The sequence below is a fragment of the Erythrobacter sp. K21-9 genome, assembly GCF_055808355.1.
This window is the reverse complement of record NZ_CM147866.1, coordinates 2,836,177-2,858,909: the sequence shown is the minus strand read 5'-3', so window position 1 is coordinate 2,858,909 and position 22,733 is coordinate 2,836,177. Positions and strand designations below refer to the sequence as shown.

The following is a 22,733-nucleotide window of genomic DNA, read 5'->3' as shown; positions in this document are numbered from 1 at the left end:
TCGGAACGCGCGCGCATCGCACGGGAGTTTTTTATAGCATGACTGGCTGGCAGAGCCTTTGCACCGCTGAAGGCATGGGACACACACGTTGAGCAAGGCGTCACCCAAGGTGCTGCTGGTCGTGGGCGGCGGGATCGCGGCCTACAAATCGTGCGAGCTTGTGCGCCTGATTCGAAAGGGCGGGGCTGATGTGACTTGCGTCGTGACCAAGGGCGGACAGCAATTCGTCACCCCCATGTCGCTCGCGGCGCTGAGCGAAAACCAGGTCTACACCAATCTCTTCGACCTCAAGAACGAGGCGGAGATGGGCCATATCCAGCTCAGCCGCGAGGCCGATCTGGTCGTGGTCTGTCCGGCCACCGCCGACCTAATGGCGAAGATGGCGGTCGGTATTGCAGACGATCTGGCGACCACGCTCATCCTCGCCACGGACAAGCCGGTGATGGCCGTGCCTGCGATGAATGTGCGCATGTGGGAGCACGAGGCAACGCAGCGCAATCTCGACCTGCTCCAGCAGGCGGGCGTCAATGTTCTCAATCCCGACGAGGGGCCGATGGCCTGCGGCGAATTCGGCTATGGCCGCTTGCCCGAACCGCACGCGATCTGGCGCGAGATTGCCGCTGAACTCGGCATCGAGGTCGAGGAGGCCGAGCCCGCACCGGTGCCAGCGAACGATCAGCAGGACGCAAAAGCCAAACCGGCAGCGTCCGACATCGAAGTCGAAGCGCTCGAACCCGAAGAAGAAGATGAAGGCAGTGCGCTCGGCGGACTAGGCGGATTGCTGTCGCGGATCATCCCGCGCTCGACAGCCAAGCGCACGCATGAGGATCTCGAGGCGGAATATGCCGAACTCGACGAGCAGATCGAGGAAGAACTGGGCGCTGAAGATCTGCCAGATGAAGAGCTGGCCGATCTGACCGAAGAAGAAGCACCCGAATTCAATCCCGACCTTGGCGGTCCGCTGCTGGCCAAGAAGGGCGCTGCTGGCTCCGCTCCGGCCATCGACCCGGGCGCCATCAACCACGAAGTGGATGACCGCAAGACAGCGCCGGAAGTGATCGATGGCGCAGCTGCTTCGGCGGCGGGCGAGATCGAGGCGGTCGAAGACGATGCGCTGGGCGGAGAAGGCTTCAATGTGGATGCCGGTTACCGCCCGCTCGACGGACGGCACGTGCTGGTCACAGCCGGACCGACCTGGGAAGCGCTCGACCCGGTGCGCTACCTCGCCAATCGTTCGAGCGGGAAACAGGGCTTTGCCATTGCCGCCGCTGCTGCGGCGCTGGGGGCGAGGGTGACGCTGGTTGCCGGGCCAGTCTCGCTCAAGACGCCCGCCGGTGTCGATCGGATCGATGTCGAAAGCGCCGAAGACATGAACAAGGCGGTGAAACAGGCACTGCCCGCCGATGCAGCGGTGATGGTTGCCGCTGTCGCCGATTGGCGGCCCAAGGAATACGCCGGCGAGAAGATCAAGAAGCGCGGATCGGCACCACCTGCGCTGATGCTCACCGAAAATCCCGATATCCTGACCAATATCGCCGCGGGCAAGGAGCGGCCCGAACTCGTGATCGGCTTCGCTGCCGAAACCGACGATGTGCTTGCCAATGCCAAGGCGAAGCGCAAGCGCAAGGCCGCCGACTGGATTATCGCCAACGATGTTTCTGGAGACGTGATGGGCGGCGACGACAACCGCGTGCATATCGTCAGCGGCGAGGGCGTCGAAAGCCTCGATGAAATGCCCAAGAGTGCGGTTGCGATGGCGCTGGTCGAGCGGATCGCGGCGTCCTTCAAGGCCGAGGCTGCCGAATGAGCGCGCGTCAGGCTGGCGGCGAAGGCGACCAAACACAGGTATCAGTGCCGGTAAAGATCAAACGCCTGCCCCACGGCGAAGGCCTCGCGCTGCCGGTCTATGCGACCAGCGGTGCGGCGGGGATGGATGTGGTTTCGGCAGAGGACGTGACGCTCGATCCCGGTGCGCGCCACCCGGTTGCGACAGGTCTTGCACTGGCGATCCCGCACGGCTTCGAAATACAGGTGCGCCCGCGTTCAGGCCTCGCGCTCAAGCACGGGATCACGGTCCCCAACACGCCCGGCACGATCGACAGCGATTATCGCGGCGAATTAAAGGTCATCCTGATCAATCACGGCAGCGAGCCGTTCGTAATCGCGCGCGGCAACCGCGTGGCGCAGCTGGTGCTCGCACCGGTGGTGCAGGCGGCGTGGAGCGAGGTTGAGGAGCTGGACGCGACGACGCGCGGCGCGGGCGGTTTCGGGTCGACTGGGGGCCACGCGGCGCTTTAGTCAATAGCCGTTCGGGAAAGCAGGATCGAATTCGCGCGCCTCGCTTACCGGCATGGCAAGCCAGGGCTTGTAATTGCCCGCGCGGTCCTTCCAGAAATAGACCGCCCAGCGGTCACCCTTTTCCGGCAGCGGCGGCCTGTTCCATTCGCATGCCGAGGATCCCCAGCCGCGCTCGAATTCGGCGGTTGCAGGCAGGTCAGAGCCCCGGACGGTCCGGATGATCGCGGCGCTCGCCTTCCACGGATACGCGTCGCCTTGCTTATCGGCGATGTGCCGCGCGCTTTCGACGGAGACTATGGCGATGCCGCTGATGTGGCCCTGAGCGAGGCCCCGTTCGATTCGCATGGAGACCGGCAGATTCACGGCGCAGGCGTGCGCCGCAGTCGCGGTGAACAACGAAATGATCAGTGCGGAAAGGAGCGGAAGCGCGCGCATCAGGCTTTCATAGCCCTGACCACCTTAACGATTTTGGAATCAAAAAGGGCGGCGCTGATCCCTTGCGCCGCCCTTTCGTTCCCGTCCAAGGGTTGTGACGAATGCAACGTAACCGATTAATCGACCGCGCGCACGGTTTTTCCGTCATCCTTGATCGTGATCCGCAGTGTTTCGCCGGAATTCCCGGGAAAATCAGTGAACAAGGCGTCGACAAGGTTCGGCACAAGCGTCTGCAGACGGTTGGACCGCGATGCGGCCTGCGCCTGACCTTCGAACAGTCGCTCGCCCGTGGCGGTCGAATCGATCTTCAGGTCGATATCGCTGACATAGACGGTGTAGCTGCGCACCTGCGGCCCGGCGAGGAACGGGTCGTGAAAGCCGAATGCATAGCCGCGGCGGAAGCCGAAGCCGCGGCCCCATGGACCGAAGAACGGATCGTAGAATCCGGCGCCGACATTGTTGGTGCGAATGCGCTCACGCCCATTATCGACGCCATAATCGAACCGCACGAGCAGGCTCGCATCGGCGGGCGACGACGCCTCGCTATAGCCAAGGCGCTGCATCTCGTCCGCAACCATGTCGGCGTAGAGCGCGAATTCGAGCCCGCCGGCAAGCTTGGGGTCTTCGGCAACGACCGCAAAGGTCTGGCCCTGCGGTGCGGGGAGAGTTGAAGCAAAGCGCGACACATCGGCCTTAAACGAAGGCGCGCAGGCGGAAAGCCCGGCTGCAAGCAGCAGCGGGAGTGCCAACCGAGTGGCGGTGGTCTTAAGCGGTTTAGTCATAACGTACCCTATCCATTAAACACGTAAGTGCATCCACCAGTGAAGCCGCGCTTTCCCCTTGCTGGACCCGCATCGCAGGCCCTGACCTCAATCGTCAATCTGTCACTGAGCCTGTGCACTGTAAAGAACTGGTCTGAACCGCGTTTGAACGCGCGTGAAGGGCGATTAGCCGCGCACCAGCCCAAGCGCCCTGTATGCCTTGTCGAGCGTCGGGAGGCCGTGCTCGCGCGCCTGTGCTGCTCCGCGGGCAAGGATCGCGTCGAGAGTTTCCTCATCGTCCTTCAATTCCGCGAACCGCGCATTGATGGGGCTAAGCGTTTCGACCAGCACTTCGCCCAGCGCAGGCTTGAACGCGCCGAAACCCTGACCGCCATGATCGGCGAGCACTTCGTCCACGCTCTTGCCAGTCAACGCGCCGTAAATCCCGACGAGGTTGAGCGCTTCGGCGCGGCCTTCGAGGCCCTTTTTCTCCGAGGGCAGCGGCTCGGGATCAGTCTTGGCCTTCTTGACCTTTCTCATGATCGTATCGGCATCGTCGGTAAGGCTGATGCGGCTCATTTCGGACGGGTCGGATTTGCTCATCTTTGCCGTGCCGTCGCGCAGCGACATGATCCGAGCGGCGGCGGGCGGGATGTAGGGTTCGGGCAGGGTGAACAGCGGCGCGTCTTCGGCGCAGAAATCGGTGTTGAATTTCTGCGCGATGTCGCGGGCGAGTTCCAGATGCTGTTTCTGGTCTTCGCCCACCGGCACATGCGTTGCCTGATACAGCAGCACGTCGGCGGCTTGCAGGACAGGATAGGTGAACAGCGCAATCGACTGGCCTTCGCGGTTCTTGCCCGCTTTGTCTTTCCACTGCGTCATGCGGCCCAGCCAGCCCATCCTCGCCGTGCCGTTGAGCAGCCATTGCAGCTCCGCATGAGCGGGAACCTGCGCCTGGTTGAACAGCACTGTCTTCGACGGATCGACCCCGCAGGCTACCAGCGTCGCGACCATTTCGCGGGTGTTGGTGGTCAGCTCGGCAGGGTCATGCGGCTGCGAGATCGCATGGAGATCGGCGAGGAAGATAAAGCACTCCCCGCCCGAGGCACGCGCCTCTTCCTGCAGCTTCACGTAATTGACGATCGCGCCGAGGTAATTGCCAAGATGCGGCTTGCCCGTGGGCTGGATGCCGGAGACGACTCTCATTCAGAATTCTTTCTATCTAACCTTGTCGGCGCATTAGGCGCTGAAGCGTCGCCTTGTCGAGCACGCCGAGCACCACCGCGCCGAACCCGTAGGTGACCGCGCCCGTGCCGAGGATCGCAGCGATCCCGGCGGCTTTCTCTGCCACCGACCCCGTGAACCACGGACCGATCTGCTCCATCAGGAAATACAGCGCTGCGCCCATTACCGCTGCGGCGGCCGCGATGCGAACGATGCGGCTAGACGAGGCGCGGCTCCATGCGGTAGAATTGCCGGATATGGAGGATGCCCCCGAGCAGAAGGATATTGCACCACGCCCCGACGGCTCCGGCGATGGCAAGCCCTGTCACGCCGTAGATCGGCACCAGCATGATGTTGAGTCCGATAGTCACCACCAACGAGATTGCCGCCGTGATGACCGGGGTGCGGGTATCCTTGCGCGCGAAGAAATTGGGCGTGAGCACTTTGACCAGCACGTAGGCGGGCAGGCCTAGCACGAGCCCCTGCACGACGAGGCCGGTGACGCTGGCATCCTCCTGCGTGAAGGCTTGCCCCGCCATGAAGACCCGCACGAAAGCGGTCCCGGTAAAGAACAGCGCGACCGCGCACGGCACGGTCAGCAGCATCGCGAGTTCGATAGCGTTGGACTGCAGGCGCGCGGCCTCCTCGTTCTCCTCCCGCCCGAGATAGCGCGAGAGTGCGGGCAGGATCGCCGTGCCCAGCGCGATCCCGATAATGCCCAGCGGAAGCTGGTTCCAGCGGTCGGCCATCTGCAAATAGGTGTAGCTGCCGACCGGCAGGGTCGAGAGAAAGAATAGGTCGACGAACCGGCTGATCTGATACACGCCTGCACCGAAGATCGCCGGGACGACGAGGATGCCAAGCTCCTTCACACCCGGGGTGATCCGGGGGAAGGCCAGCGACAGGCGAAAGCCCGCGCGGCGCATGAAAAACCCGAGCCACACCACTTGCAGCAGGCCCGACAGCGACAGCGCCCATGCCATCGCCTGCGCGGTCATGCGGCGCGCCTCCAGGTCCCCGCCGAGCGTCAGGCCGTACGCCAGCGCAGCGATCAGGCAGATATTGAGCAGCACCGGCGCAGCAGCGGCGGCGGCAAAGCGCGACAGCGAATTGAGCACTGCGGCAACCAGCGTCGCGATGCTCATGAACAGCAGATACGGGAACGTGACCCGCCCCATGAAAACCGCGATTTCGAGATTACCGGCTTCGTCGGAAAGTCCCTCGGGCGCGAAGAAGTCGATCACCCACGGCATCGCGATGAGGGCGATTGCGCCGAACACGATCAGGATCGGCAGGAGAACCGCGAGCACGGACGTGGCGAATTTCTCCGCCTCTCCCATGTCGCCATCCTCCTTCATCCGCCGGTTGAACAGCGGGACGAAGGCGCTGGCAAAGGCCCCTTCGGCAAACAGGCGGCGAAAGATGTTGGGCAGCATGAAGGCAAGCTGCCAGGCATCGCCCATCGCCGTCGCGCCGAGCACGCGCGCAATCAGGATGTCGCGCACGAAACCGAAGACGCGGCTGACCGCCGTCAGCCCGCCTATGGTTCCGACGTTCTTAAGCAGGCTCATGCGTCAGGCCCGCGATTTCACGCGATTACGCGTTGCCTTCAGCGGGCGGAGCGGCACCCTCTGCGCCTTCGCCCTGGCGGCGCTGCTGAAGCTGTTGGACATAGAGGCCATTGAAGTCGATCGGGTCGACCATCAGCGGCGCAAATCCGGCATCGCGGACCGCATCGGCGATCACGCGGCGCGCGAACGGAAACAGGATGCGCGGTGCTTCGGCGAACAGGAATGCGTGCGCCTGATCCTCGGGCACGTTGCGAATGCCGACAAGGCCGCAATAATCCAGCTCGATCAGGTAGGCGGTGCCCTCTGCCGATTTCGCGGAAATGTTTATCTTCAGAGTGACTTCGTGGACCTCGTCGCTCTGCGCTTCTGCGCCGATATTGAACTGGACATCGATGGCGGGCTGTTCTTTCCACTGGAACACCGCCGGAGCGTTCGGGTTCTCGACCGAGAGATCCTTCACATATTGCGTGATGATTGCGGCGGTCGGCTGGTTGTCAGCGCCATTTGCGCCCGCATTCTGGTTGTCGAGGTTGGTGAGGATGTCGCCTTCGTCGGCCATGTCTTTGGATCTTTCGGATATGAGGTACTGAAATGTGCTAAGCTCGCCTTCGGGCAAGAGCAGGAGACTTTGTCAATTGTTGCGGCGCGCGCCTAGCAGGCGCGGGAGGTGCAAGCAACCGGACGAAACTCGCGAAATTCGCACGAGAGTGCAACCTAATGGGCGTTGGCGAATTGTAATTGATGCCTATTTAAGGCACGTAACGTTTTTTTCGGGAGAATCCCCGGGAAAGCCCGGATAGGCGAACAGGTATCGTTAACGCCCTGTCGTGTATCCCGACTGTATGAAGGCCGGCGTGACCGGCTGCAAAGGTAATCGGACCAATATCGTGATTTTAGAAATCATCATTCTCGCCATGATCGCCGCATTTCTGGGGCTTCGGCTGTATTCGGTGCTTGGCCGCCGGGCCGAGCATGAAGAGGAATCGATCCCGCAGCGTTTCGATGCGGGCGAGAATGCTCAGCCGCAAGCGCAGCAGCCGCAGGGCGCAGCGCCCGCCGCTCCGCAGCGCGTGGCCGAGCTTGAGGGTGTCATGCCCGCCGTAGAACGCGGCGTTCGCGAAATTGCCGATGCCGACCGGTCTTTCGACCTGCCAAGCTTTATCGAAGGCGCGAAAGGCGCTTACGAAATGGTGCTCGAGGCATTCTGGTCCGGGGACAAGGAAACCCTGCGCGAATTGTGCGATGACGATGTCTATGCCGGTTTCAGCGCAGCGATTGACGCGCGCGAAGAGGCTGGGCACACGGTCGACAACAAGCTGATCCGGGTTGAGGAAACCCGCATTCACTCTGCATCGATGGACGGCCGCATGGCCCGCATCGCAATGCTGTTCGTTGCCGATATCGCTGCGGTCACGCGCGACAAGGATGGCAATGTGGTTGCCGGATCGCTCGACGATGCGATCGAGAGCCGCGATGTGTGGACCTTCTCGCGCAATGTCGGCGCACGCGATCCCAACTGGGTGCTCGACGAAACCGACGAAGGCTGATTGGGCAGCAGGCCTTCCCGGCCCTGCAAGACACAGGACATTCGAATGCGTAGCTGGCCAGCATTGGCATTACTGCTTTTGCTTGCCGGGTGCGGTCGGATCGTGCCCGGCGCTGCTCCGCCCGCTTCCAATATGCCGGTCCCGCCAGCCCCCACAAGCGCATTGCTGGCCGGTATAGCCGCCGGACCTTCCATCGCCTCGCTCGGATTCGGAGCCGATGACGCGCGCGCCGCGCTTTCGAGCTTCATCGAATCCTGCCCGCAAGTGCTTCGCCGCGACGATGCGAGCGGGCTGACCCGCAATGCCGATTGGCAACCTGCGTGCGCGGCTGCGGGCACCTGGCCATCCGCGCGCGCACGCTCGTTCTTCGAAACCTATTTCGAAGCGGTCGAAGTGGGCGAGGGCGATGCTTTCGCCACCGGATATTTCGAACCGGAAATCTCAGGCAGCCGCACTCGCAGCGCGCGTTTCAACACGCCGGTCTATGCCATGCCCAGCGACCTCGTGCGCGCATGGCCGGCAGACATGCCCGAGGCCGAGCGAACCGGGCGTCCGCCGCTGGGCCGCTATGACGAAAACGGCGATTTCGTCTTGTATTACGAGCGCGCCGAAATCGAAGAGGGCGCGCTGGAGGGTAAAGTCCCGGTGATCGCCTGGGCCGAAGACCCGGTCGAGCTGTTCTTCCTCCAGATACAGGGTTCAGGCCGCCTGCGCACGCCATCGGGTGACGTGATACGCATCGGCTATGCCGGGCAGAACGGGCGCGGCTATACCGGGATCGGCGGCGTCATGCGTGAGCGCGGCCTGCTGGGCGATGGGCCGGGCCAGTATGCCGGATCCATGCAGGGGATCATGGCCTATATCCGCGAGAATCCTGAAGAAGGGCGCAACCTGATGCGGCTCAACAAGAGCTGGATCTTCTTCCGCGAACTGACCGGAGACGGCCCGCTGGGCACACTCGGTGTCCCTGTCCGGCGCGAGAGCTCGGTCGCCGCCGATCCGCGCTTCGTGCCGCTGGGATCGCCGGTCTGGCTCGACCTTGACCGGGGCGAGGCTGACGGGCTCTGGATCGCGCAGGACACGGGCGGCGCGATCAAGGGTGCCAATCGCTTCGACACGTTCTGGGGCGCGGGGCCAGAGGCGCGGACCATCGCAGGAGGGATGAGCGGGCGCGGCAAGGCGCTGCTGCTGCTGCCGAAGGCCAGTGCAGTCCGCCTTCGCGAAAGCCGGTGAGTTTCTCGCGCGGCCTGAGCGGCGATGAGCAGGAGGCCTGGGCACGGCTCGCCCGCAGTGTCACGCCGCTTGCCGGGCGCAAGGCACCGGGCCTGCCCAAGGATAAGCCAGTGACACCGCGAACTCCTGTAAAACCGGCTCCTGCTCCCATCCAGCCCACCCGTCCGCAGAGAGCGCCGATCGCGACGCGCAATGCGCCAGCCGCGCCGCGCCGGATGTTCGCCTCCGAGCTCGATTCGGGCTGGAACCGCAAGCTCAAGGCCGGGCAGATCGCCCCCGACTACACGCTCGACCTGCATGGCCATACGCTCGACAGCGCCTATGGGCGGATCGTCAGCGGCCTTGATCAGGCGCGCGCGATGGATGCGCGGCTCGTGCTGGTGATTGCGGGGCGAGAGCGCCCGGTCGACCCCGCGGACCGGAGCAGCAAGCGCGGCGCGATCCGTGCGAAACTGCTCGACTGGATCGCGGCCAGTCACCACGCCGAAAGCATTGCCGCCGTGCGCCGCGCGCATATCCGCCACGGCGGCGAGGGCGCGCTTTACCTCGTGCTGAAACGGCGGCGGTGATCCCAATCATCCGGCTCTCATGCAAAAAGACCCCCGGCATGTCTGCCGGAGGTCTCTTGCGACCCTGACCCACCCGGGATCAGGGTTATCGCCAAATCGCTCAGTGATACCTGGCGTAGCTGAGGTCGAACCTGTCGGCGTCCATCACCTTGGTCCAGGCGGCCACGAAGTCGTTCACGAACTTCTCTTCGCTGCCCGCCTCGGCATAGACTTCGGCCTGCGCGCGAAGCTGCGAGTTTGACCCGAAGACGAGGTCCGTACGGGTGGCGCGGAACTTTTCTTCGCCGGTCTGCCGGTCGCTGCCGACATATTCCTCGTCACCGCTGCCATCGACGATTGTCCACCTGTTGCCCATGTCGAGCAGATTGGTGAAGAAGTCCGGGGTCAACTGGCCTACGCGGTCCGTGAAGACGCCGTGGCTGGTATTGCCCGAATTCGCGCCGAGCGCCCGCATCCCGCCGACCAGCACGGTCAGTTCGGGGATCGATAGGCCCAGCAAGTGCGCCTTGTCGATCAGCATGTCCTCGGTGCGGACGTTCGCTTTGGTCTTGAGGTAGTTGCGGAAGCCATCGGCAAACGGCTCCATCGGCTCGAAGCTTTCGGAGTCGAACTGCTCCTCGGTCGCGTCGCCGCGTCCGGTCGTGACATCGACGCTGACGTCGTAGCCTGCATCCTTTGCCGCCTTTTCGACCGCTGCCGCGCCGCCCAGCACGATGGCATCGGCCATCGAAATGTCGCCGCGAAGCTCGTCCAGATTCGACAGAACCTTGCCCAGCTCATCGGGATCGTTGGCTTCCCAGTTCTTCATCGCATCAAAGCGGATATGCGCACCATTGGCGCCGCCGCGATGATCCGAATTGCGATAGGTAGACGCCGAGGCCCATGCCGCTTTCGCAAGCTCGCTGACGCTGAGGCCGCTATCCAGCACCTTGGATTTGAAGTCGGAAACCGCGCCCGCCGAAGGCTGCGTGCCAGCCGGGATCGGGTCCTGCCAGATCAGGTCTTCCTCAGGCACTTCCGGGCCAAGATACCGGACCTTCGGTCCCATGTCACGGTGGCACAGCTTGAACCACGCGCGCGCGAACGCATCGTCGAGTGCTGATTGATCGTCGCGGAAGCGTTCGGAGATCTTGCGATACTCCGGGTCCATCTTCATCGCCATGTCGGCGGTCGTCATCATGGTCGGAACCTTCTTCGAAGGATCGCGCGCATCGGGCGCCATGTCGGACTCGTCCGGATCGATCGGCGTCCACTGTTTCGCGCCTGCCGGGCTTTCGACCAGTTCATATTCGTATTTGAACAGCAAGCGGAAGTAGTCGCCGCCCCACTGCGTGGGGTTCGGCGTCCATGCGCCCTCGATTCCCGAGGTGGTAATATGGCCTTTGCCAATTTCGTCTTCGTCGTTGAGCCATCCAAAGCCCTGCAGTTCGAGCGCTTCGCTTTCGGGCGCGCCGCCGAACGTGTCGGCAGGCTCTGCACCGTGCGCCTTGCCGAAGGCGTGGCCGCCAGCGGTAAGCGCGACAGTTTCCTCGTCGTTCATCGCCATTCGCGAGAATGTTTCGCGGATATCGCGCCCGCTTTGCAGGGGATCTGGCTCACCGCCGGGTCCTTCCGGATTGACGTAGATCAGGCCCATCTGGATCGCGGCGAGCGGGTTTTCGAGCGCCTTGCCGGCATCCGGTTGGATGCGCGTGGCGACGCCTTCGTTCACCCATTGCTCTTCGGTGCCCCAGTAAACGCTCTCGGGCTCGTACACGTCCGCACGGCCGCCGCCGAAGCCGAAGACCGGTCCGCCCATGCTTTCAATTGCTACATTGCCGGTGAGGATGAACAGGTCGGCCCAGCTGATGTTGCGGCCATATTTCTGCTTGATCGGCCACAGCAGTCTGCGCGCCTTGTCGAGGTTGCCATTGTCTGGCCAGGAATTGAGCGGAGCGAAACGCTGCTGGCCCGTGCCCGCACCGCCGCGCCCGTCACCGGTGCGGTAAGTACCGGCGGCGTGCCACGCCATGCGGATGAAGAATGGGCCGTAATGTCCGTAATCGGCGGGCCACCAATCCTGGCTGTCGGTCATCAGCGCGGTGAGGTCATCCTTCAGCGCCTTGTAATCGACCGTGTTGAAAGCCTCGGCATAGTCGAAATCCTCGCCGTAGGGATTGGCGCTCTTGCCTTGTTCGGTCAGGATGTCGAGCTGCGTTGCCTCGGGCCACCAATCCTTGTTGGTACGGCCCAGCAGGGTGCGCATTTCGCCGTTCCCACTGAAGGGACAACCACTCATATCGCCTGTCTTCGCGTCCATGTCTCTCTCCTCTGATCTCTCTCAGGACTCGGGATTACCCGAGCTTGATGTCAGGAGGATGATGGAAGCGGGCTAATCAGTCCAATCGATTAATGCGCGAAGATTGATTGATTGAGTAGATGAGCGACCGGACGTGTTCGCAATCAGTCGAATTCGACCGAGAGCAGCGTGAAGCGTGCCGGGCCGGTAGCAAAGACGCCGTGGCTGCGGCGCGTGCGCGATCCAAAGGCGAGACCAAGGGTCGATGTATTCGCCAGCGCTGTGTTGAAGCCCCTGACATGTTTTGCGGAAGACTGACCCATCACATTTGTCCACGTCTCATCGAGCCTGACCGTGATCGAATGCTCACCCGCCGAAAGCGGGACGACTCCGTTTAATGGCGCATACCAGCGGTAAGACTGGAACTTGCCGCGCCCGGTCCAATTGTCGCCTGCCTGCTGGAAATACAGCGAAACGGTCGCGGCCTCCCGCGGCTTCTCGACAGCGACGAAGCGCGTGCTGCGCGGGGCGTCAATGCGGTAGCGCACGGTGATTGTCTGCACGCCTTCGAGCGGGCGGATCGAGGTTGTCAGGGCATCCCATTCGCCGCGCCCGGCCTGCGGGAAATCAACGGTGATCGATCCGTCGCGGTTCTCGCGCGGGGTTTCAGGCATCCCGACGGAATAGTTCTTGCCCCGCACCCACGGGCCGATCTCCCACGCGCTGGCAGGAGGCATGGCGACAAGCGAGCCGGGAACAAGCGCCGCAGCGCCAAGCGCAAGGGCGAGAAGGCCAAGTTGTTTCTGCATGAGAGTCATCTAGCGAATACGCGCTTGAACAAGCTTGAATGTCCGCTTCAGCAGGCAGAAAGCTTCCGAACGCACCGGCGGCCAAACGGCCTCAGGGCGACCGCCACGGCTAGAACGATACGATCTACGATCGCCTCAGCAAGGACATTGTTGGCCCGGATGGGTTTGCACGATTAATCATGCCGCCTGTGCGATATCCTCGACCGGCTCGTTGCGGATGAGGTAGTCGAACGCGCCGAGGCCTGCCTTTGCGCCTTCGCCCATCGCCACCACGATCTGCTTGTCCGGTACGGTGGTCGCATCGCCCGCGGCATAGATGCCGGGCAGGTTCGTCGCGCCGTGCCGGTCGATCACGATCTCACCGTATTGGGAGAGTTCAAGGCCGGTGTCCTCGAGCCATTCGGTGTTCGGCACAAGGCCGATCTGGACAAACACGCCTTCGAGCTCGATCCGGCGTTCCTCGCCGCTTTCGCGATCCTTGAGGACGAGGCCGTCCACCCGCGCACCGTCTCCGGTGACTTCGGTGGTCTGGCCGTTCGTGATGATCTCGACATTGGAGAGCGAACGCAATTTGCGCTGGAGTACTTCGTCGGCGCGCAGCTTGGTGTCGAATTCAATCAGGGTGACATGGCCGACGATTTTCGCAAGATCGATTGCCGCCTCGACGCCGGAATTGCCGCCGCCGATGACCGCGATTTTCTTGCCCTTGAACAGCGGGCCGTCGCAATGCGGGCAATAGGCCACGCCCTTGTTGCGGTATTCGGCTTCGCCTGGCGCGCCGAGATTGCGCCAGCGCGCACCGGTTGAAAGGATCAGCGCGCGCGATTTCAGCACCGCGCCATTCGCCATCGTAACCTCGTGCATCCCGCCCGCTTCGCTCGCGGGCTTCAGCTGGACCGCGCGGGCGAGATCCATCAGGTCGATCTCGTTCTCGAGCGTCTGCGACTTGAGGGCGTCCGACAGCTTCGGCCCTTCGGTGTAGCTTGTGCCGGGCAGGTTCTCGATCCCGAGCGTATCCTGTAATTGCCCGCCAAAGCGCTCAGCCGCGATACCGGTGCGAAAGCCCTTGCGCGCGGTATAGACGGTCGAGGCTGCGCCAGCGGGGCCGCCGCCGATGATCAGCACTTCGAATGGTTCCTTGGCCGACAGCTTCTCGGCGGCCTTTTCGTCTGCGCCGCTATCGAGCTTCGAGAGGATTTCGGCGAGTTCCATTTTGCCGTTGAAGAAGCTTTCTCCGTTGAGGAACGTCGCCGGGACCGCAAGGACGCCGCGATCCTCCACTTCGTCCTGGAACGTGCCGCCTTCGATCAGGGTCGCGGTGATGTGGGTGTTCTCGAGCGCCATCAGCGTCAGCGCCTGCACCACGTCGGGGCAGTTGTGGCAGCTGAGCGAGAAGAACATCTCGAAATCGTAATCGCCTTCGAGGGCGCGGACCTGTTCGATCAGGTCGGCATCGACCTTGGGCGGGTGGCCGCCAGCCCAAAGCAGCGCGAGCACCAGCGAGGTAAACTCGTGCCCCATCGGCAGGCCTGCGAAGCGCACCCACTTGTCCGCATCGGAGGCGCGGCGAATGATGAAGCTGGGCGTGCGTTCATGCGTGCCATCGAACTGCGCGCTGACCATGTCGTGCAGCTCGGCAATCTCGGTCAGCAATTCGCGCGTCTGCGCGCTCTTCTCGCTGTCATCGAGCGATGCGACGAGCTCGATCGGCTCGCGCAGGTTTGCGAGATATTGCTGGAGCTGGGTCTGCATGGTCGCATCGAGCATAAGTGGCCTCTTCTATGGGAATGCCTGGAAAGTCGTTGGTTGGTGCCACCTCGTGAGGAGAGGCAAGTCGGGCCCGGATCGGCGTCCGCTCCGGAGGAGGGAGAGGGAGGAGGGGACGCTCGATCCGGGCCCTTTGTCGGGTCCGGGCCTCTTGGGGGATGGCCCGGACTTCCGGGACCGCGCGCTTGGGATTGGAGGAAGGGTGCGTGCGGTCCCGTGTCTGATTAGATCTTGCCGACGAGGTCGAGCGAAGGAGCCAGCGTGTCGCCGCCCTCTTCCCACGCAGCCGGGCAGACCTGGCCGGGGTTGGCGCGGACATATTGTGCCGCCTTGATCTTGCGGGTCAGCTCATTCGCGTTGCGGCCCACGCCTTCGCAAGTGATTTCCATGATCTGGATCACGCCATCGGGGTCGACCACGAAGGTCGCACGGTCGGCAAGGCCGCTATCTTCGCGCAGCGCGCCGAAATTGTTCGCCAGCGTGTGCATCTGGTCGCCGAGGAATGCGAACTTCAGCTTGCCGATCTTTTCCGACGTGTCGTGCCATGCCTTGTGGCTGAAATGCGTGTCGGTCGAAACGCCGAACACCTCGACGCCCATGCTCTGCAGCATGTCATACTTTTCGCCCAGGTCTTCGAGCTCGGTCGGGCACACGAAGGTGAAGTCTGCCGGGTAGAAGAAGAACACGGCCCACTTGCCGGCAATGTCGTCTTGCGTGACGTCGAAGAAATCTTCGCCGGCCTTGAATGCGGTGGCCTTGAACGGTTTGATGGTCGAGCCGATAATGCCCATTGTATAATTCCCCTGATTAGGATTGGTTGAAACTTACACGTCCCATGTAGGGCGCGCTGCAATGCACAAAAGCTGATTTGTGCGATTGCGAAGATCGGATTTTTCAATCACACAAACGGGAACTAATCGATTTCGTTCCAAACCGGCGATGCGCCAGAATCGAAGCGCACGGGCGCACCTCTTCGGCGCCTCGATGCGCGCCTGCTTCCTGCCGGAGAGGGGGATTCTTCGGGCTCCCGAGCCCTGATTGAGAGCCGCGTTAGGCAGCCGATTTAACGGTTCGTCGCAACATCTGCTCAGATTGCCCGCACAACAGCCGGTGGGGTCTGGCGCGTTCATGTGAGAGAAAGCTAGGGACGAACACTCACGCCTCGCATGGTGCCCAAGAGCGGCATCCATGACGCACATCTTCCATTTCGAGATGACAGGGGTTCTGACAGCCGGGCCGCCATTTTTCAGGCCATATGTCGGGTAGTTCATCGTGGGGGCGGGCGGTCAGTTGGCCGCAAGGACGCCGGAACGGCTGAAGTAGGTTTTTAAGGAGTATCGTAATGACTTTCATTTCCAACGCGCCAAAGGCTCTTGCCCTTCCGGCCATGCTGCTGATTGCAGCACCGGCCACGCTCGCCGCACAGGACCAGGACACCGACGAAGGTCAGGTCCTGACTACGGTCGTCGGTTCGCCGCCTGCCGATCTTACGGGCCTTACCGAAGGACCGGAACTCGAAGGCCTGATCTCGGCTCGCAATGGCAACCAGATCCAGGTTACCGCAGCTGACGGAACCAGCACGATCGTGACCGTCGGCGCTGGCACTGAGATCAAGTCGCGCGGCGGCTTCCTCGGCCTCGACCGGGACAAGTTGACGGCAGATTCGCTGCTTAATGGTCTGCCCGTGAGTGTCGAAACCGTACAGTGGGGCCGCGGCCTCGTTGCCAGCGAGATCGACCTGAAGAACAAGGATCTGCGCACCGCCGCCATGATCCGCAGCGGCACCTCGCAGCAGTTCGCCCAGCAGGGCGCGGCGATCGAGGAGAATGCGATCGCCACCGAAGCACTGCGCGGACGCTTTGGCGATATCGACAAGTACAACATTCGCGGCACGACCAACGTGTACTTCGACACCGGCAAGTATCAGCTTTCCGACCAGGCCCGCACCGAGCTGTGCTCGGCTGCAGCCGAAGCGAATGCCATGGAAAACGCGCTCCTGCTCGTTGTCGGCTACACCGATTCGACCGGTAGCTACGAGATCAACCAGGAGCTGAGCGAGAAGCGCGCCGACCGCGTGGTCAACTACCTGCAGCAGCAGTGCGACTGGGCACCGTGGCGGATGCTGAGCCCGACCGGCATGGCTGAATCCGATCCGGCAGCGAGCAATGACACCGAAGCAGGCAAGGCGCAGAACCGCCGCGTCGCGGTGAACATCCTCGTCAGTAAGAGCGTCGACGGACTTTAAGGCCCGCAAGGGTTCGAATTGAAAAGGGGGCGGGCCTGCGGGTCCGCCCCCTTTTTTGTCAGTCATAAAGAGGCTTTAACGCAAAATGCGTGCCTGAATCTCGACCCCTTCGCACTAATTCGTGTTGCGCGTTTCACAAGCCGATGCCAAGCGCGTAGCGAACAAGAGGATCAGATTTTGGGAACTGACGGATACACTTTCAAGAATAGGTCAGCGGCGCATACTCAATCCTATTTGATGCCTGCAGTATCGGCCATTTTGGAGCAGCACGGCCACAGCAAGAAGATTTTCGAGCTCGGATATGGCAACGGTGCCAACGCAAAATTTCTCAGTGATCGCGGCTTCGAAGTCTCAGGAGTCGAACCCTCTCGAGACGGAATAGAAATCGCGTCCGAGTTGGGTTTGGACTTGCACGCCGGATCGACCGATGACGATCTGGCCGCAAAATTCGGGACTTTCCCTGTCGTCCTCAGCCTCGAAGTAATCGAACACGTCTTTTCGCCGAGGCAATTTGCGGAGCGGGTACACGATCTTTTGGAGCCAAATGGCATCGCGATAATATCGACGCCTTATCATGGTTACCTGAAAAATCTCGCACTGGCCGTTAGCGGCAAGATGGACAACCACTTTACCGCGCTGTGGGAAGGCGGCCATATCAAATTCTTCAGCCGCGACACGATGGGACGCCTTTTTGCGCGCGTGAAAATGGAGGAAATCGACTTCCACCGCGTGGGGAGGATCGCTCCTTTGGCGAAGTCCATGATCGGTGTCTATCGCAAACCGGACTGAGCCGATCTTGGCCGCGAAATGGAGCGCAATCGGTCGCCTTTCATAAGCGCTGTTTGAAAGCCCGTTCCATCATTTGCGATAATCCGGCTCCGCGAGACTGCCACATCCGTATTCTGTGCGAGGGTTCAGCGGGCCAAGACCGCGCCTTTGTGCGGGTGGTCCGCGATCCATCGGTTCGCCATGCGATTTGAACACAAAGGGCTCAAACATGGTTTGCCAGGCTTCACGCATTAGTGGCTGGCAAGAGCGGAAGATGCAGGGCCTCGGCCAGAACGGAACTCAGATCGGCGATCTTTTGCCTCAGTCGTCTTTAAACCAAGTGTGCCGCATTCAAGATAGCCGCAACCGGTTCCTTAGCGGTCGTTCTCACCTGGTCCCAGCTGAGCCCGGTGCAGCATCTTGTGATCGGCCAGCACCAGCGCCATCATCGCCTCGACTACCGGCGTGCCGCGGATGCCTACGCAGGGGTCGTGGCGGCCTTTGGTGCGGATCTCGGTTGCCTCGCCAGAGCTCGTGATCGTCTCGACAGGCTTGAGGATCGAACTGGTCGGCTTGAACGCGACCCGGCACACCACCGGCTGTCCGGTCGAGATGCCGCCTGCCGTGCCGCCTGCATGGTTGCTGGCAAAGACCGGCTTGCCGTCCTTGCCCGTACCGCATTGCGTCGGCGTTCTGTTCGCCGGTCAGGCGTGCAGCCTCGAACCCGGCGCCGATCTCGACGCCTTTGGTCGCGTTGATGCTCATCATCGCGCTCGCAAGATCGCTGTCGAGTTTCCCGTAAACCGGAGCGCCCCATCCGGCGGGAACGCCTTCCGCAATGCATTCGACCACTGCGCCGAGCGACGATCCGTCCTTGCGCGCTTTCTCGACCAGTTCCTCCCAGCGTTTCGCCGCCCAGCTATCGGGACAGAAGAACGGATTGTTGCCGATTTCTTCGAGGTTGATCGCCTCGGGTTCGATCTTGTCGCCGCCCAGCTCGCAGACATAGGCGGTGATAGTCACTTCGGGGATGATGAGCCGCGCGACGGCACCTGCGGCCACCCGCGCTGCGGTCTCGCGCGCGCTCGAACGTCCGCCGCCGCGAAAATCGCGGATGCCGTATTTCGCGTCATACGTGTAATCGGCGTGACCGGGGCGATAGCTTTTTGCGATCTCGGAATAATCCTTCGATCGCTGGTCGGTGTTCTCGATCATCAGGTGGATCGGCGTGCCGGTCGTCACCTGCTTGCCATCGGCGTTGTCGAACACGCCGGACAGGATCTTCACCGCGTCGGCTTCCTTGCGCTGCGTGGTGAAGCGGTTCTGACCCGGCTTGCGGGCATCCATGAAGGGCTGGATGTCGCGCTCGCGCAAAGCGAGGCCCGGCGGACACCCGTCGATCACTGCGCCAAGGCCGGGGCCGTGGCTTTCCCCCATGTGGTGAAGCGCAGCATGCGCCCGAACGTGTTGAAGCTCATATATGCTGCATTAGCGAAAAAGGACGACCTGTCGAGAATGGCGCGAGGGCGCCTGCGATTTTCCTACACGTGCGTGCGACGATATGAGTGCTGGGCGATGACGAAACGCCGTGCTCCTTCTCCTGATCGCCTGTCCCGATCAATTCGGCGCTCTGTGATCGATTGGTTTTCTACCCCTGGACACTGTCTCATGTGTCTCATGGTGGACCAGCGCCTGCGGACAAGTGGCGCGACTCACTGGCATTCGGGCCGCCAATGGGCGACAAGTCGGGCATGATTGCAAAGCTTTCAGGCAGGCTCGACGAGACGGGCGAGGACTGGGCCATCGTCGATGTGCAGGGCGTGGGCTATCTGGTCCACTGCTCGACCAAAACGCTCGCAGCCCTGGGCGAGGTGGGTGAGGCCTGCACGGTGCACACCGATTTGCAGGTGAGCGAGAACGACATGCGCCTGCTGGGCTTTGCCGAAAGCAGCGAGCGCGACTGGTTCCGCCTGCTGACGACGGTGCAGGGTGTGGGCAGCAAGGTGGCGCTGGCGATCCTCTCGGCGCTGTCGACCGGGGAGGTGCGCGATGCCTGCGCGGGCGGAGACGCAGCGACCGTGGCGAGGGCCAACGGCGTGGGGCCGAAGCTGGCGGGGCGGATCGTCAACGAGCTGAAGGACAAGGCCGGCGCGCTTCCGGGCGGCAGTGTGGCTGGCGGCGTGGCGATTGCTCCGAGGGGCGCAGCGAGCGCCGATGCGGTGAGCGCGCTGGAAAACCTTGGCTTCAAACCGGCGGTGGCGGCGCAGGCCGTGGCACGGGCGCAAGGCGAACTGGGCGAAGACGCGAGCGAAGGCGAGCTGATCCGCGTGGCACTGAAGAAAGCGGCTGGGTGATGGAGACGAATATGCGCAAACTATTGATCATCCCGCTGCTCGCGCTCGCCTCGCCGGTACCGCCGCACAGGAGCCCGATTTTAGCGCCTTCGACACTGGCCCGATCTTCGCTGAATTCGGCCCGCATGCGCCTGTCGAAGGTGTGGACGGGATCGCAAGAGATACCGAGTTCCGCATCGCGTTCGACGTGGCAGACAAGGCCGAGGAAGGCGCGCGCAATCGCAAGTTCGAGAGCGCGGCGCGCTTCATCAACATGCACGTCGCCGCCGGAGTGCCGCAGGACAACATCGACATCGCCGTCGTGGTGCATGGCAAGGCCGTGCTCGACCTCATCACCGAACAATCGCGCGACGCTCGCGCGATGGAAGCGAATGCGTCCGATACGATGGTGCGCGCCATGCTGGAGCACGGTGTACGCTTCATCGTATGCGGCCAGAGTGCAAGCGCCTGGGGCGTGCGCGCCGATGACCTGATCAAAGGCGTGGAGATGGACCTCTCCGCCATGACCGCCCATGCGCTGCTGCAACAACGCGGCTACACGGTGAACCCGTTTTGAGCGCGCTCGGTAAAATCGGGCTCGCGGCGGCTGCGCTGCACATCGCGTTCCTGATCTACGTCATGTATCACATGTCGATGGGCGGAATGCTGACTGACCCGCTCTCATGGGCTTTTGCCGCATGGGCTATCGCGCCAACGGTGTTCGTCGCGTGGCGCGGGCTAACGTCAGATTTCTGGGTATTCGCTCTAATCCCGCTCATCCTGTTCGGCACATATGGTGCTTACGACATGGGCTTCGTATCGACGAGTAGCACGACTGCATTGGGCCTTATCTTTTTGCCGCTTTATGAATGGGCCTATATCGCTGTGGCAGCGCTGGTAAAACTGGTGTTGAAAGCATGACCGATCCCGTCCCCCTCCATTCCCCTGACCGTCAACCCGGCGATCTCGACACCGCGCTGCGGCCCAAATCGCTCGCCGAGTTCATCGGGCAGGAGGGTGCGCGCGATAATTTGCGGGTGTTCATCGACAGCGCGAGCCAGCGCGGCGAGGCGATGGACCACACGCTGTTCTTCGGGCCTCCGGGGCTGGGCAAGACCACGCTGGCGCAGATCGTCGCGAACGAGCTGGGCGTCGGCTTTCGCGCGACCAGCGGGCCTGTCATCGCGAAGGCGGGCGACCTCGCCGCGCTGCTCACCAATCTCGAACCGCATGACGTGCTGTTCATCGATGAGATCCACCGGCTCAATCCGGTGGTCGAGGAGGTGCTCTATCCCGCGATGGAGGACCGCGCGCTCGACATCATTATCGGGGAGGGGCCCTCGGCGCGCAGCGTGCGGATCGACCTGCCGCCGTTCACGCTCATCGGAGCGACGACCCGGCAGGGGCTGCTGACGACGCCGCTGCGCGACCGTTTCGGCATCCCGGTGCGGCTGCAATTCTACTCTCATGACGAGCTGGACCAGGTCGTGACGCGCGGCGCGCGGCTGCTTGGGCTGGACATCGATGCGGACGGCGCGCGCGAGATCGCCCGCCGATCGCGCGGGACGCCGCGCGTGGCAGGCCGATTGCTGCGCCGGGTGCGCGACTTTGCCCATGTCGCAGGCCAGAGCGTAGTCACCCGCGCTGCCGCCGACGATGCGCTGACGCGGCTGGAGATCGACCGGCTCGGCCTCGATACCATGGACCGGCGCTATCTCTCGATGATCGCAACCACCTACAAGGGCGGACCGGTCGGGGTGGAGACGCTCGCCGCGGGACTGGCGGAGCCGCGCGATACGGTCGAGGAGGTGGTCGAGCCCTACCTCATACAGCTCGGCCTGCTGGCACGAACCGCGCGCGGGCGGATGCTCAACGATGCGGGGTGGGAGCATCTGGAGATGACCCCGCCGCGTCCGCAGCCGCCACCAGAAGAAGGCTTGTTCGGTGAAGACAAGTAATCGGTCGGAGGTGCGCCAAAGGTTAAGACAGCGACTAACAAGCGGCCCGGTTTCGGTATCAATACGGGACAGCGACCCCGAAAATCAGCCGATTCCGCAGGGTTTGGGCGGTTAGCCGACTGTAAAGATGGTTAATCGCATTGCGGCTTCACCCGATTGATCGCCATGACCTGCTGTGAATTGGTGAAGATGCGGATGGTCCGTATCGAGCCGGTCCAGGCAAGCAAGGTTCGGAATATGTCGCTCAAACTGGCAGCTGCTAAGCTCTCCGCCGCCGTCGCGGGTGTTGCCCTGATCCAGGGCGGGGCCGTCCGCGTGGCGGAGCCGCTCAACACCGACGACCCGCAATATACGACCAACTTGGACGAGCAGACCCTCCAGGACGAGCTGAAATACATCAAGACCCGGCAGCGTGAGATACCTCCGCCCGAGCAGCGTCGTCGCCGGATCGTAGAACGCACGATCGAGTGCCAGCCGATCGGCTATGGCCCTGCCGGAACAGTCGCACAGAACGCGCCGCTGCCCGACGGTGCAACACAGGCGTATATCGATCCCAACGAATGCCCGCCGATACAGCAGATTGCCTACGCGCCTGCACCGCTCCCTCCGCTTCCGCCGGTCGGCGGTAGCGGCGGCGGGGCGCCCGTGGTCATCGGCGGCAGCGGCGGCTTTGGCGGAGGGTTCGGGGGCGGATTCTTCGGAGGCTTCTTCGGCGGAGGCGGATCGTCGTCCGGCGATGTATCCGTGGTCAGCACGACCACAACCGGAGGCGGGACCAGCGGCGACTCTGATGATCCCGGAGATGGCGGCAGCAGCTCCGGCGACGTGAACATTCCGCTCGACCCTCCCCCAATCAATATCGACATCGATATCGACAATTCGACATCGACCACATCGTCGTCGGGCGGGATCAGCACTTCTACGGGGCAGGTTTCGA

At 62.7% G+C, this 22,733-nt stretch carries 22 protein-coding genes and 1 pseudogene; 11 read left to right on the top strand and 12 right to left on the bottom strand.

The window, feature by feature from the left end; all coding sequences use genetic code 11:
• The first annotated feature begins 88 nt into the window (after positions 1 to 88).
• Both AC0L39_RS14685 and dut read left to right on the top strand, forming a co-directional pair.
• Positions 89 to 1,807, top strand: coding sequence for a bifunctional phosphopantothenoylcysteine decarboxylase/phosphopantothenate synthase (locus tag AC0L39_RS14685; protein WP_473258986.1), 1,719 nt, complete (start codon positions 89 to 91; stop codon positions 1,805 to 1,807).
• Positions 1,804 to 2,298 carry a dUTP diphosphatase gene (gene dut / locus AC0L39_RS14680; protein WP_473258984.1) on the top strand — a complete coding sequence of 165 codons (495 nt, stop codon included), beginning with the start codon at positions 1,804 to 1,806 and terminating at the stop codon, positions 2,296 to 2,298. The genes AC0L39_RS14685 and dut overlap by 4 nt, the downstream gene beginning before the upstream one ends.
• On the opposite strand, the gene AC0L39_RS14675 is transcribed toward dut, so the two are convergent.
• The 6 genes from AC0L39_RS14675 to secB form a co-directional block, all read right to left on the bottom strand.
• A complete protein-coding gene (locus tag AC0L39_RS14675; RefSeq protein WP_473258982.1) occupies positions 2,299 to 2,733 on the bottom strand; it encodes a hypothetical protein in 435 nt (144 codons plus the stop codon).
• A gap of 116 nt (positions 2,734 to 2,849) precedes the next feature.
• Positions 2,850 to 3,515, bottom strand: a complete 666-nt coding sequence (locus AC0L39_RS14670) for a DUF4136 domain-containing protein (protein ID WP_473258981.1) — start codon at positions 3,513 to 3,515, stop codon at positions 2,850 to 2,852.
• A gap of 165 nt (positions 3,516 to 3,680) precedes the next feature.
• Positions 3,681 to 4,700 (bottom strand): tryptophan--tRNA ligase, encoded by a 1,020-nt coding sequence (gene trpS, locus AC0L39_RS14665; RefSeq protein ID WP_473258979.1) that lies wholly within the window; start codon positions 4,698 to 4,700, stop codon positions 3,681 to 3,683.
• 16 nt (positions 4,701 to 4,716) lie between these two features.
• Positions 4,717 to 4,902: a hypothetical protein gene (locus tag AC0L39_RS14660; protein WP_473258977.1), complete on the bottom strand. Its 186-nt coding sequence runs from the start codon at positions 4,900 to 4,902 to the stop codon at positions 4,717 to 4,719.
• 34 nt (positions 4,903 to 4,936) lie between these two features.
• Positions 4,937 to 6,289 (bottom strand): murein biosynthesis integral membrane protein MurJ, encoded by a 1,353-nt coding sequence (gene murJ / locus AC0L39_RS14655; protein ID WP_473258975.1) that lies wholly within the window; start codon positions 6,287 to 6,289, stop codon positions 4,937 to 4,939.
• A 25-nt stretch (positions 6,290 to 6,314) separates the two neighbouring features.
• A complete protein-coding gene (secB, locus tag AC0L39_RS14650) occupies positions 6,315 to 6,848 on the bottom strand; it encodes a protein-export chaperone SecB (protein ID WP_473258973.1) in 534 nt (177 codons plus the stop codon).
• A gap of 328 nt (positions 6,849 to 7,176) precedes the next feature.
• On the opposite strand from secB, the gene AC0L39_RS14645 reads away from it, so the two are divergent.
• From AC0L39_RS14645 to AC0L39_RS14635, 3 genes are read left to right on the top strand one after another with little or no spacing between them, the layout of a single operon-like run.
• Positions 7,177 to 7,836, top strand: coding sequence for a Tim44/TimA family putative adaptor protein (locus AC0L39_RS14645; protein ID WP_473262408.1), 660 nt, complete (start codon positions 7,177 to 7,179; stop codon positions 7,834 to 7,836).
• A gap of 45 nt (positions 7,837 to 7,881) precedes the next feature.
• Positions 7,882 to 9,069 (top strand): murein transglycosylase A, encoded by a 1,188-nt coding sequence (mltA, locus tag AC0L39_RS14640; protein WP_473258972.1) that lies wholly within the window; start codon positions 7,882 to 7,884, stop codon positions 9,067 to 9,069.
• The gene (locus AC0L39_RS14635; RefSeq protein WP_473258971.1) at positions 9,066 to 9,638 is read left to right on the top strand and encodes a Smr/MutS family protein; all 573 of its coding nucleotides are present in this window, start codon (positions 9,066 to 9,068) and stop codon (positions 9,636 to 9,638) included. The genes mltA and AC0L39_RS14635 overlap by 4 nt, the downstream gene beginning before the upstream one ends.
• 100 nt (positions 9,639 to 9,738) lie before the next feature.
• Here the strand turns inward: AC0L39_RS14635 and katG are convergent, their stop codons facing one another.
• The 4 genes from katG to ahpC all read right to left on the bottom strand — a co-directional run bounded on the left by katG (position 9,739) and on the right by ahpC (position 15,283).
• On the bottom strand, positions 9,739 to 11,937 hold the full coding sequence (gene katG, locus AC0L39_RS14630; RefSeq protein ID WP_473258969.1) for a catalase/peroxidase HPI: 2,199 nt from the start codon (positions 11,935 to 11,937) through the stop codon (positions 9,739 to 9,741).
• A gap of 143 nt (positions 11,938 to 12,080) precedes the next feature.
• Positions 12,081 to 12,725: a hypothetical protein gene (locus AC0L39_RS14625; protein WP_473258967.1), complete on the bottom strand. Its 645-nt coding sequence runs from the start codon at positions 12,723 to 12,725 to the stop codon at positions 12,081 to 12,083.
• Positions 12,726 to 12,902: 177 nt separating this feature from the next.
• Positions 12,903 to 14,492 carry an alkyl hydroperoxide reductase subunit F gene (gene ahpF / locus AC0L39_RS14620; RefSeq protein WP_473258965.1) on the bottom strand — a complete coding sequence of 530 codons (1,590 nt, stop codon included), beginning with the start codon at positions 14,490 to 14,492 and terminating at the stop codon, positions 12,903 to 12,905.
• A gap of 224 nt (positions 14,493 to 14,716) precedes the next feature.
• Positions 14,717 to 15,283, bottom strand: a complete 567-nt coding sequence (gene ahpC / locus AC0L39_RS14615; protein WP_473258963.1) for an alkyl hydroperoxide reductase subunit C — start codon at positions 15,281 to 15,283, stop codon at positions 14,717 to 14,719.
• Positions 15,284 to 15,834: 551 nt separating this feature from the next.
• Between ahpC and AC0L39_RS14610 the strand changes: the two genes are divergently transcribed.
• Together AC0L39_RS14610 and AC0L39_RS14605 are read left to right on the top strand one after the other, a co-directional pair.
• Positions 15,835 to 16,737, top strand: a complete 903-nt coding sequence (locus tag AC0L39_RS14610; RefSeq protein ID WP_473258961.1) for an OmpA family protein — start codon at positions 15,835 to 15,837, stop codon at positions 16,735 to 16,737.
• 237 nt (positions 16,738 to 16,974) lie between these two features.
• Positions 16,975 to 17,526, top strand: a complete 552-nt coding sequence (locus tag AC0L39_RS14605) for a class I SAM-dependent methyltransferase (protein WP_473258960.1) — start codon at positions 16,975 to 16,977, stop codon at positions 17,524 to 17,526.
• A 353-nt stretch (positions 17,527 to 17,879) separates the two neighbouring features.
• Here AC0L39_RS14605 and aroC read toward each other — a convergent pair.
• Positions 17,880 to 18,983, bottom strand: a pseudogene (gene aroC, locus AC0L39_RS14600) (chorismate synthase).
• A gap of 273 nt (positions 18,984 to 19,256) precedes the next feature.
• Between aroC and ruvA the strand changes: the two are divergent.
• The 4 genes from ruvA to ruvB all read left to right on the top strand — a co-directional run bounded on the left by ruvA (position 19,257) and on the right by ruvB (position 21,796).
• The gene (ruvA, locus tag AC0L39_RS14595) at positions 19,257 to 19,859 is read left to right on the top strand and encodes a Holliday junction branch migration protein RuvA (protein ID WP_473262406.1); all 603 of its coding nucleotides are present in this window, start codon (positions 19,257 to 19,259) and stop codon (positions 19,857 to 19,859) included.
• Between the two features lie 142 nt (positions 19,860 to 20,001).
• Complete coding sequence (locus AC0L39_RS14590) at positions 20,002 to 20,415, top strand: DsrE family protein (RefSeq protein WP_473258958.1); 414 nt, start codon at positions 20,002 to 20,004, stop codon at positions 20,413 to 20,415.
• On the top strand, positions 20,412 to 20,759 hold the full coding sequence (locus AC0L39_RS14585; RefSeq protein ID WP_473258956.1) for a hypothetical protein: 348 nt from the start codon (positions 20,412 to 20,414) through the stop codon (positions 20,757 to 20,759). Before AC0L39_RS14590 ends, AC0L39_RS14585 begins: the two co-directional genes overlap by 4 nt.
• Positions 20,756 to 21,796, top strand: a complete 1,041-nt coding sequence (gene ruvB / locus AC0L39_RS14580; RefSeq protein WP_473258954.1) for a Holliday junction branch migration DNA helicase RuvB — start codon at positions 20,756 to 20,758, stop codon at positions 21,794 to 21,796. The genes AC0L39_RS14585 and ruvB overlap by 4 nt, the downstream gene beginning before the upstream one ends.
• Before the next feature lie 584 nt (positions 21,797 to 22,380).
• Here the strand turns inward: ruvB and AC0L39_RS14575 are convergent.
• Complete coding sequence (locus tag AC0L39_RS14575; protein ID WP_473258952.1) at positions 22,381 to 22,713, bottom strand: hypothetical protein; 333 nt, start codon at positions 22,711 to 22,713, stop codon at positions 22,381 to 22,383.
• Between the last annotated feature and the right edge of the window lie 20 nt (positions 22,714 to 22,733).

What these genes read in the sequence shown, in the direction of transcription:
- dut (WP_473258984.1), top strand. Translation starts at nt 1,804, where the DNA reads ATGAGCGCGCGTCAGGCTGGCGGCGAAGGCGACCAAACACAGGTATCA.
- AC0L39_RS14675 (WP_473258982.1), bottom strand. Translation starts at nt 2,733, where the DNA reads ATGCGCGCGCTTCCGCTCCTTTCCGCACTGATCATTTCGTTGTTCACC.
- AC0L39_RS14670 (WP_473258981.1), bottom strand. Translation starts at nt 3,515, where the DNA reads ATGACTAAACCGCTTAAGACCACCGCCACTCGGTTGGCACTCCCGCTG.
- trpS (WP_473258979.1), bottom strand. Translation starts at nt 4,700, where the DNA reads ATGAGAGTCGTCTCCGGCATCCAGCCCACGGGCAAGCCGCATCTTGGC.
- AC0L39_RS14660 (WP_473258977.1), bottom strand. Translation starts at nt 4,902, where the DNA reads ATGGGCGCAGCGCTGTATTTCCTGATGGAGCAGATCGGTCCGTGGTTC.
- murJ (WP_473258975.1), bottom strand. Translation starts at nt 6,289, where the DNA reads ATGAGCCTGCTTAAGAACGTCGGAACCATAGGCGGGCTGACGGCGGTC.
- secB (WP_473258973.1), bottom strand. Translation starts at nt 6,848, where the DNA reads ATGGCCGACGAAGGCGACATCCTCACCAACCTCGACAACCAGAATGCG.
- mltA (WP_473258972.1), top strand. Translation starts at nt 7,882, where the DNA reads ATGCGTAGCTGGCCAGCATTGGCATTACTGCTTTTGCTTGCCGGGTGC.
- katG (WP_473258969.1), bottom strand. Translation starts at nt 11,937, where the DNA reads ATGGACGCGAAGACAGGCGATATGAGTGGTTGTCCCTTCAGTGGGAAC.
- AC0L39_RS14625 (WP_473258967.1), bottom strand. Translation starts at nt 12,725, where the DNA reads ATGCAGAAACAACTTGGCCTTCTCGCCCTTGCGCTTGGCGCTGCGGCG.
- ahpF (WP_473258965.1), bottom strand. Translation starts at nt 14,492, where the DNA reads ATGCTCGATGCGACCATGCAGACCCAGCTCCAGCAATATCTCGCAAAC.
- ahpC (WP_473258963.1), bottom strand. Translation starts at nt 15,283, where the DNA reads ATGGGCATTATCGGCTCGACCATCAAACCGTTCAAGGCCACCGCATTC.
- AC0L39_RS14610 (WP_473258961.1), top strand. Translation starts at nt 15,835, where the DNA reads ATGACTTTCATTTCCAACGCGCCAAAGGCTCTTGCCCTTCCGGCCATG.
- AC0L39_RS14605 (WP_473258960.1), top strand. Translation starts at nt 16,975, where the DNA reads ATGCCTGCAGTATCGGCCATTTTGGAGCAGCACGGCCACAGCAAGAAG.
- ruvA (WP_473262406.1), top strand. Translation starts at nt 19,257, where the DNA reads ATGATTGCAAAGCTTTCAGGCAGGCTCGACGAGACGGGCGAGGACTGG.
- ruvB (WP_473258954.1), top strand. Translation starts at nt 20,756, where the DNA reads ATGACCGATCCCGTCCCCCTCCATTCCCCTGACCGTCAACCCGGCGAT.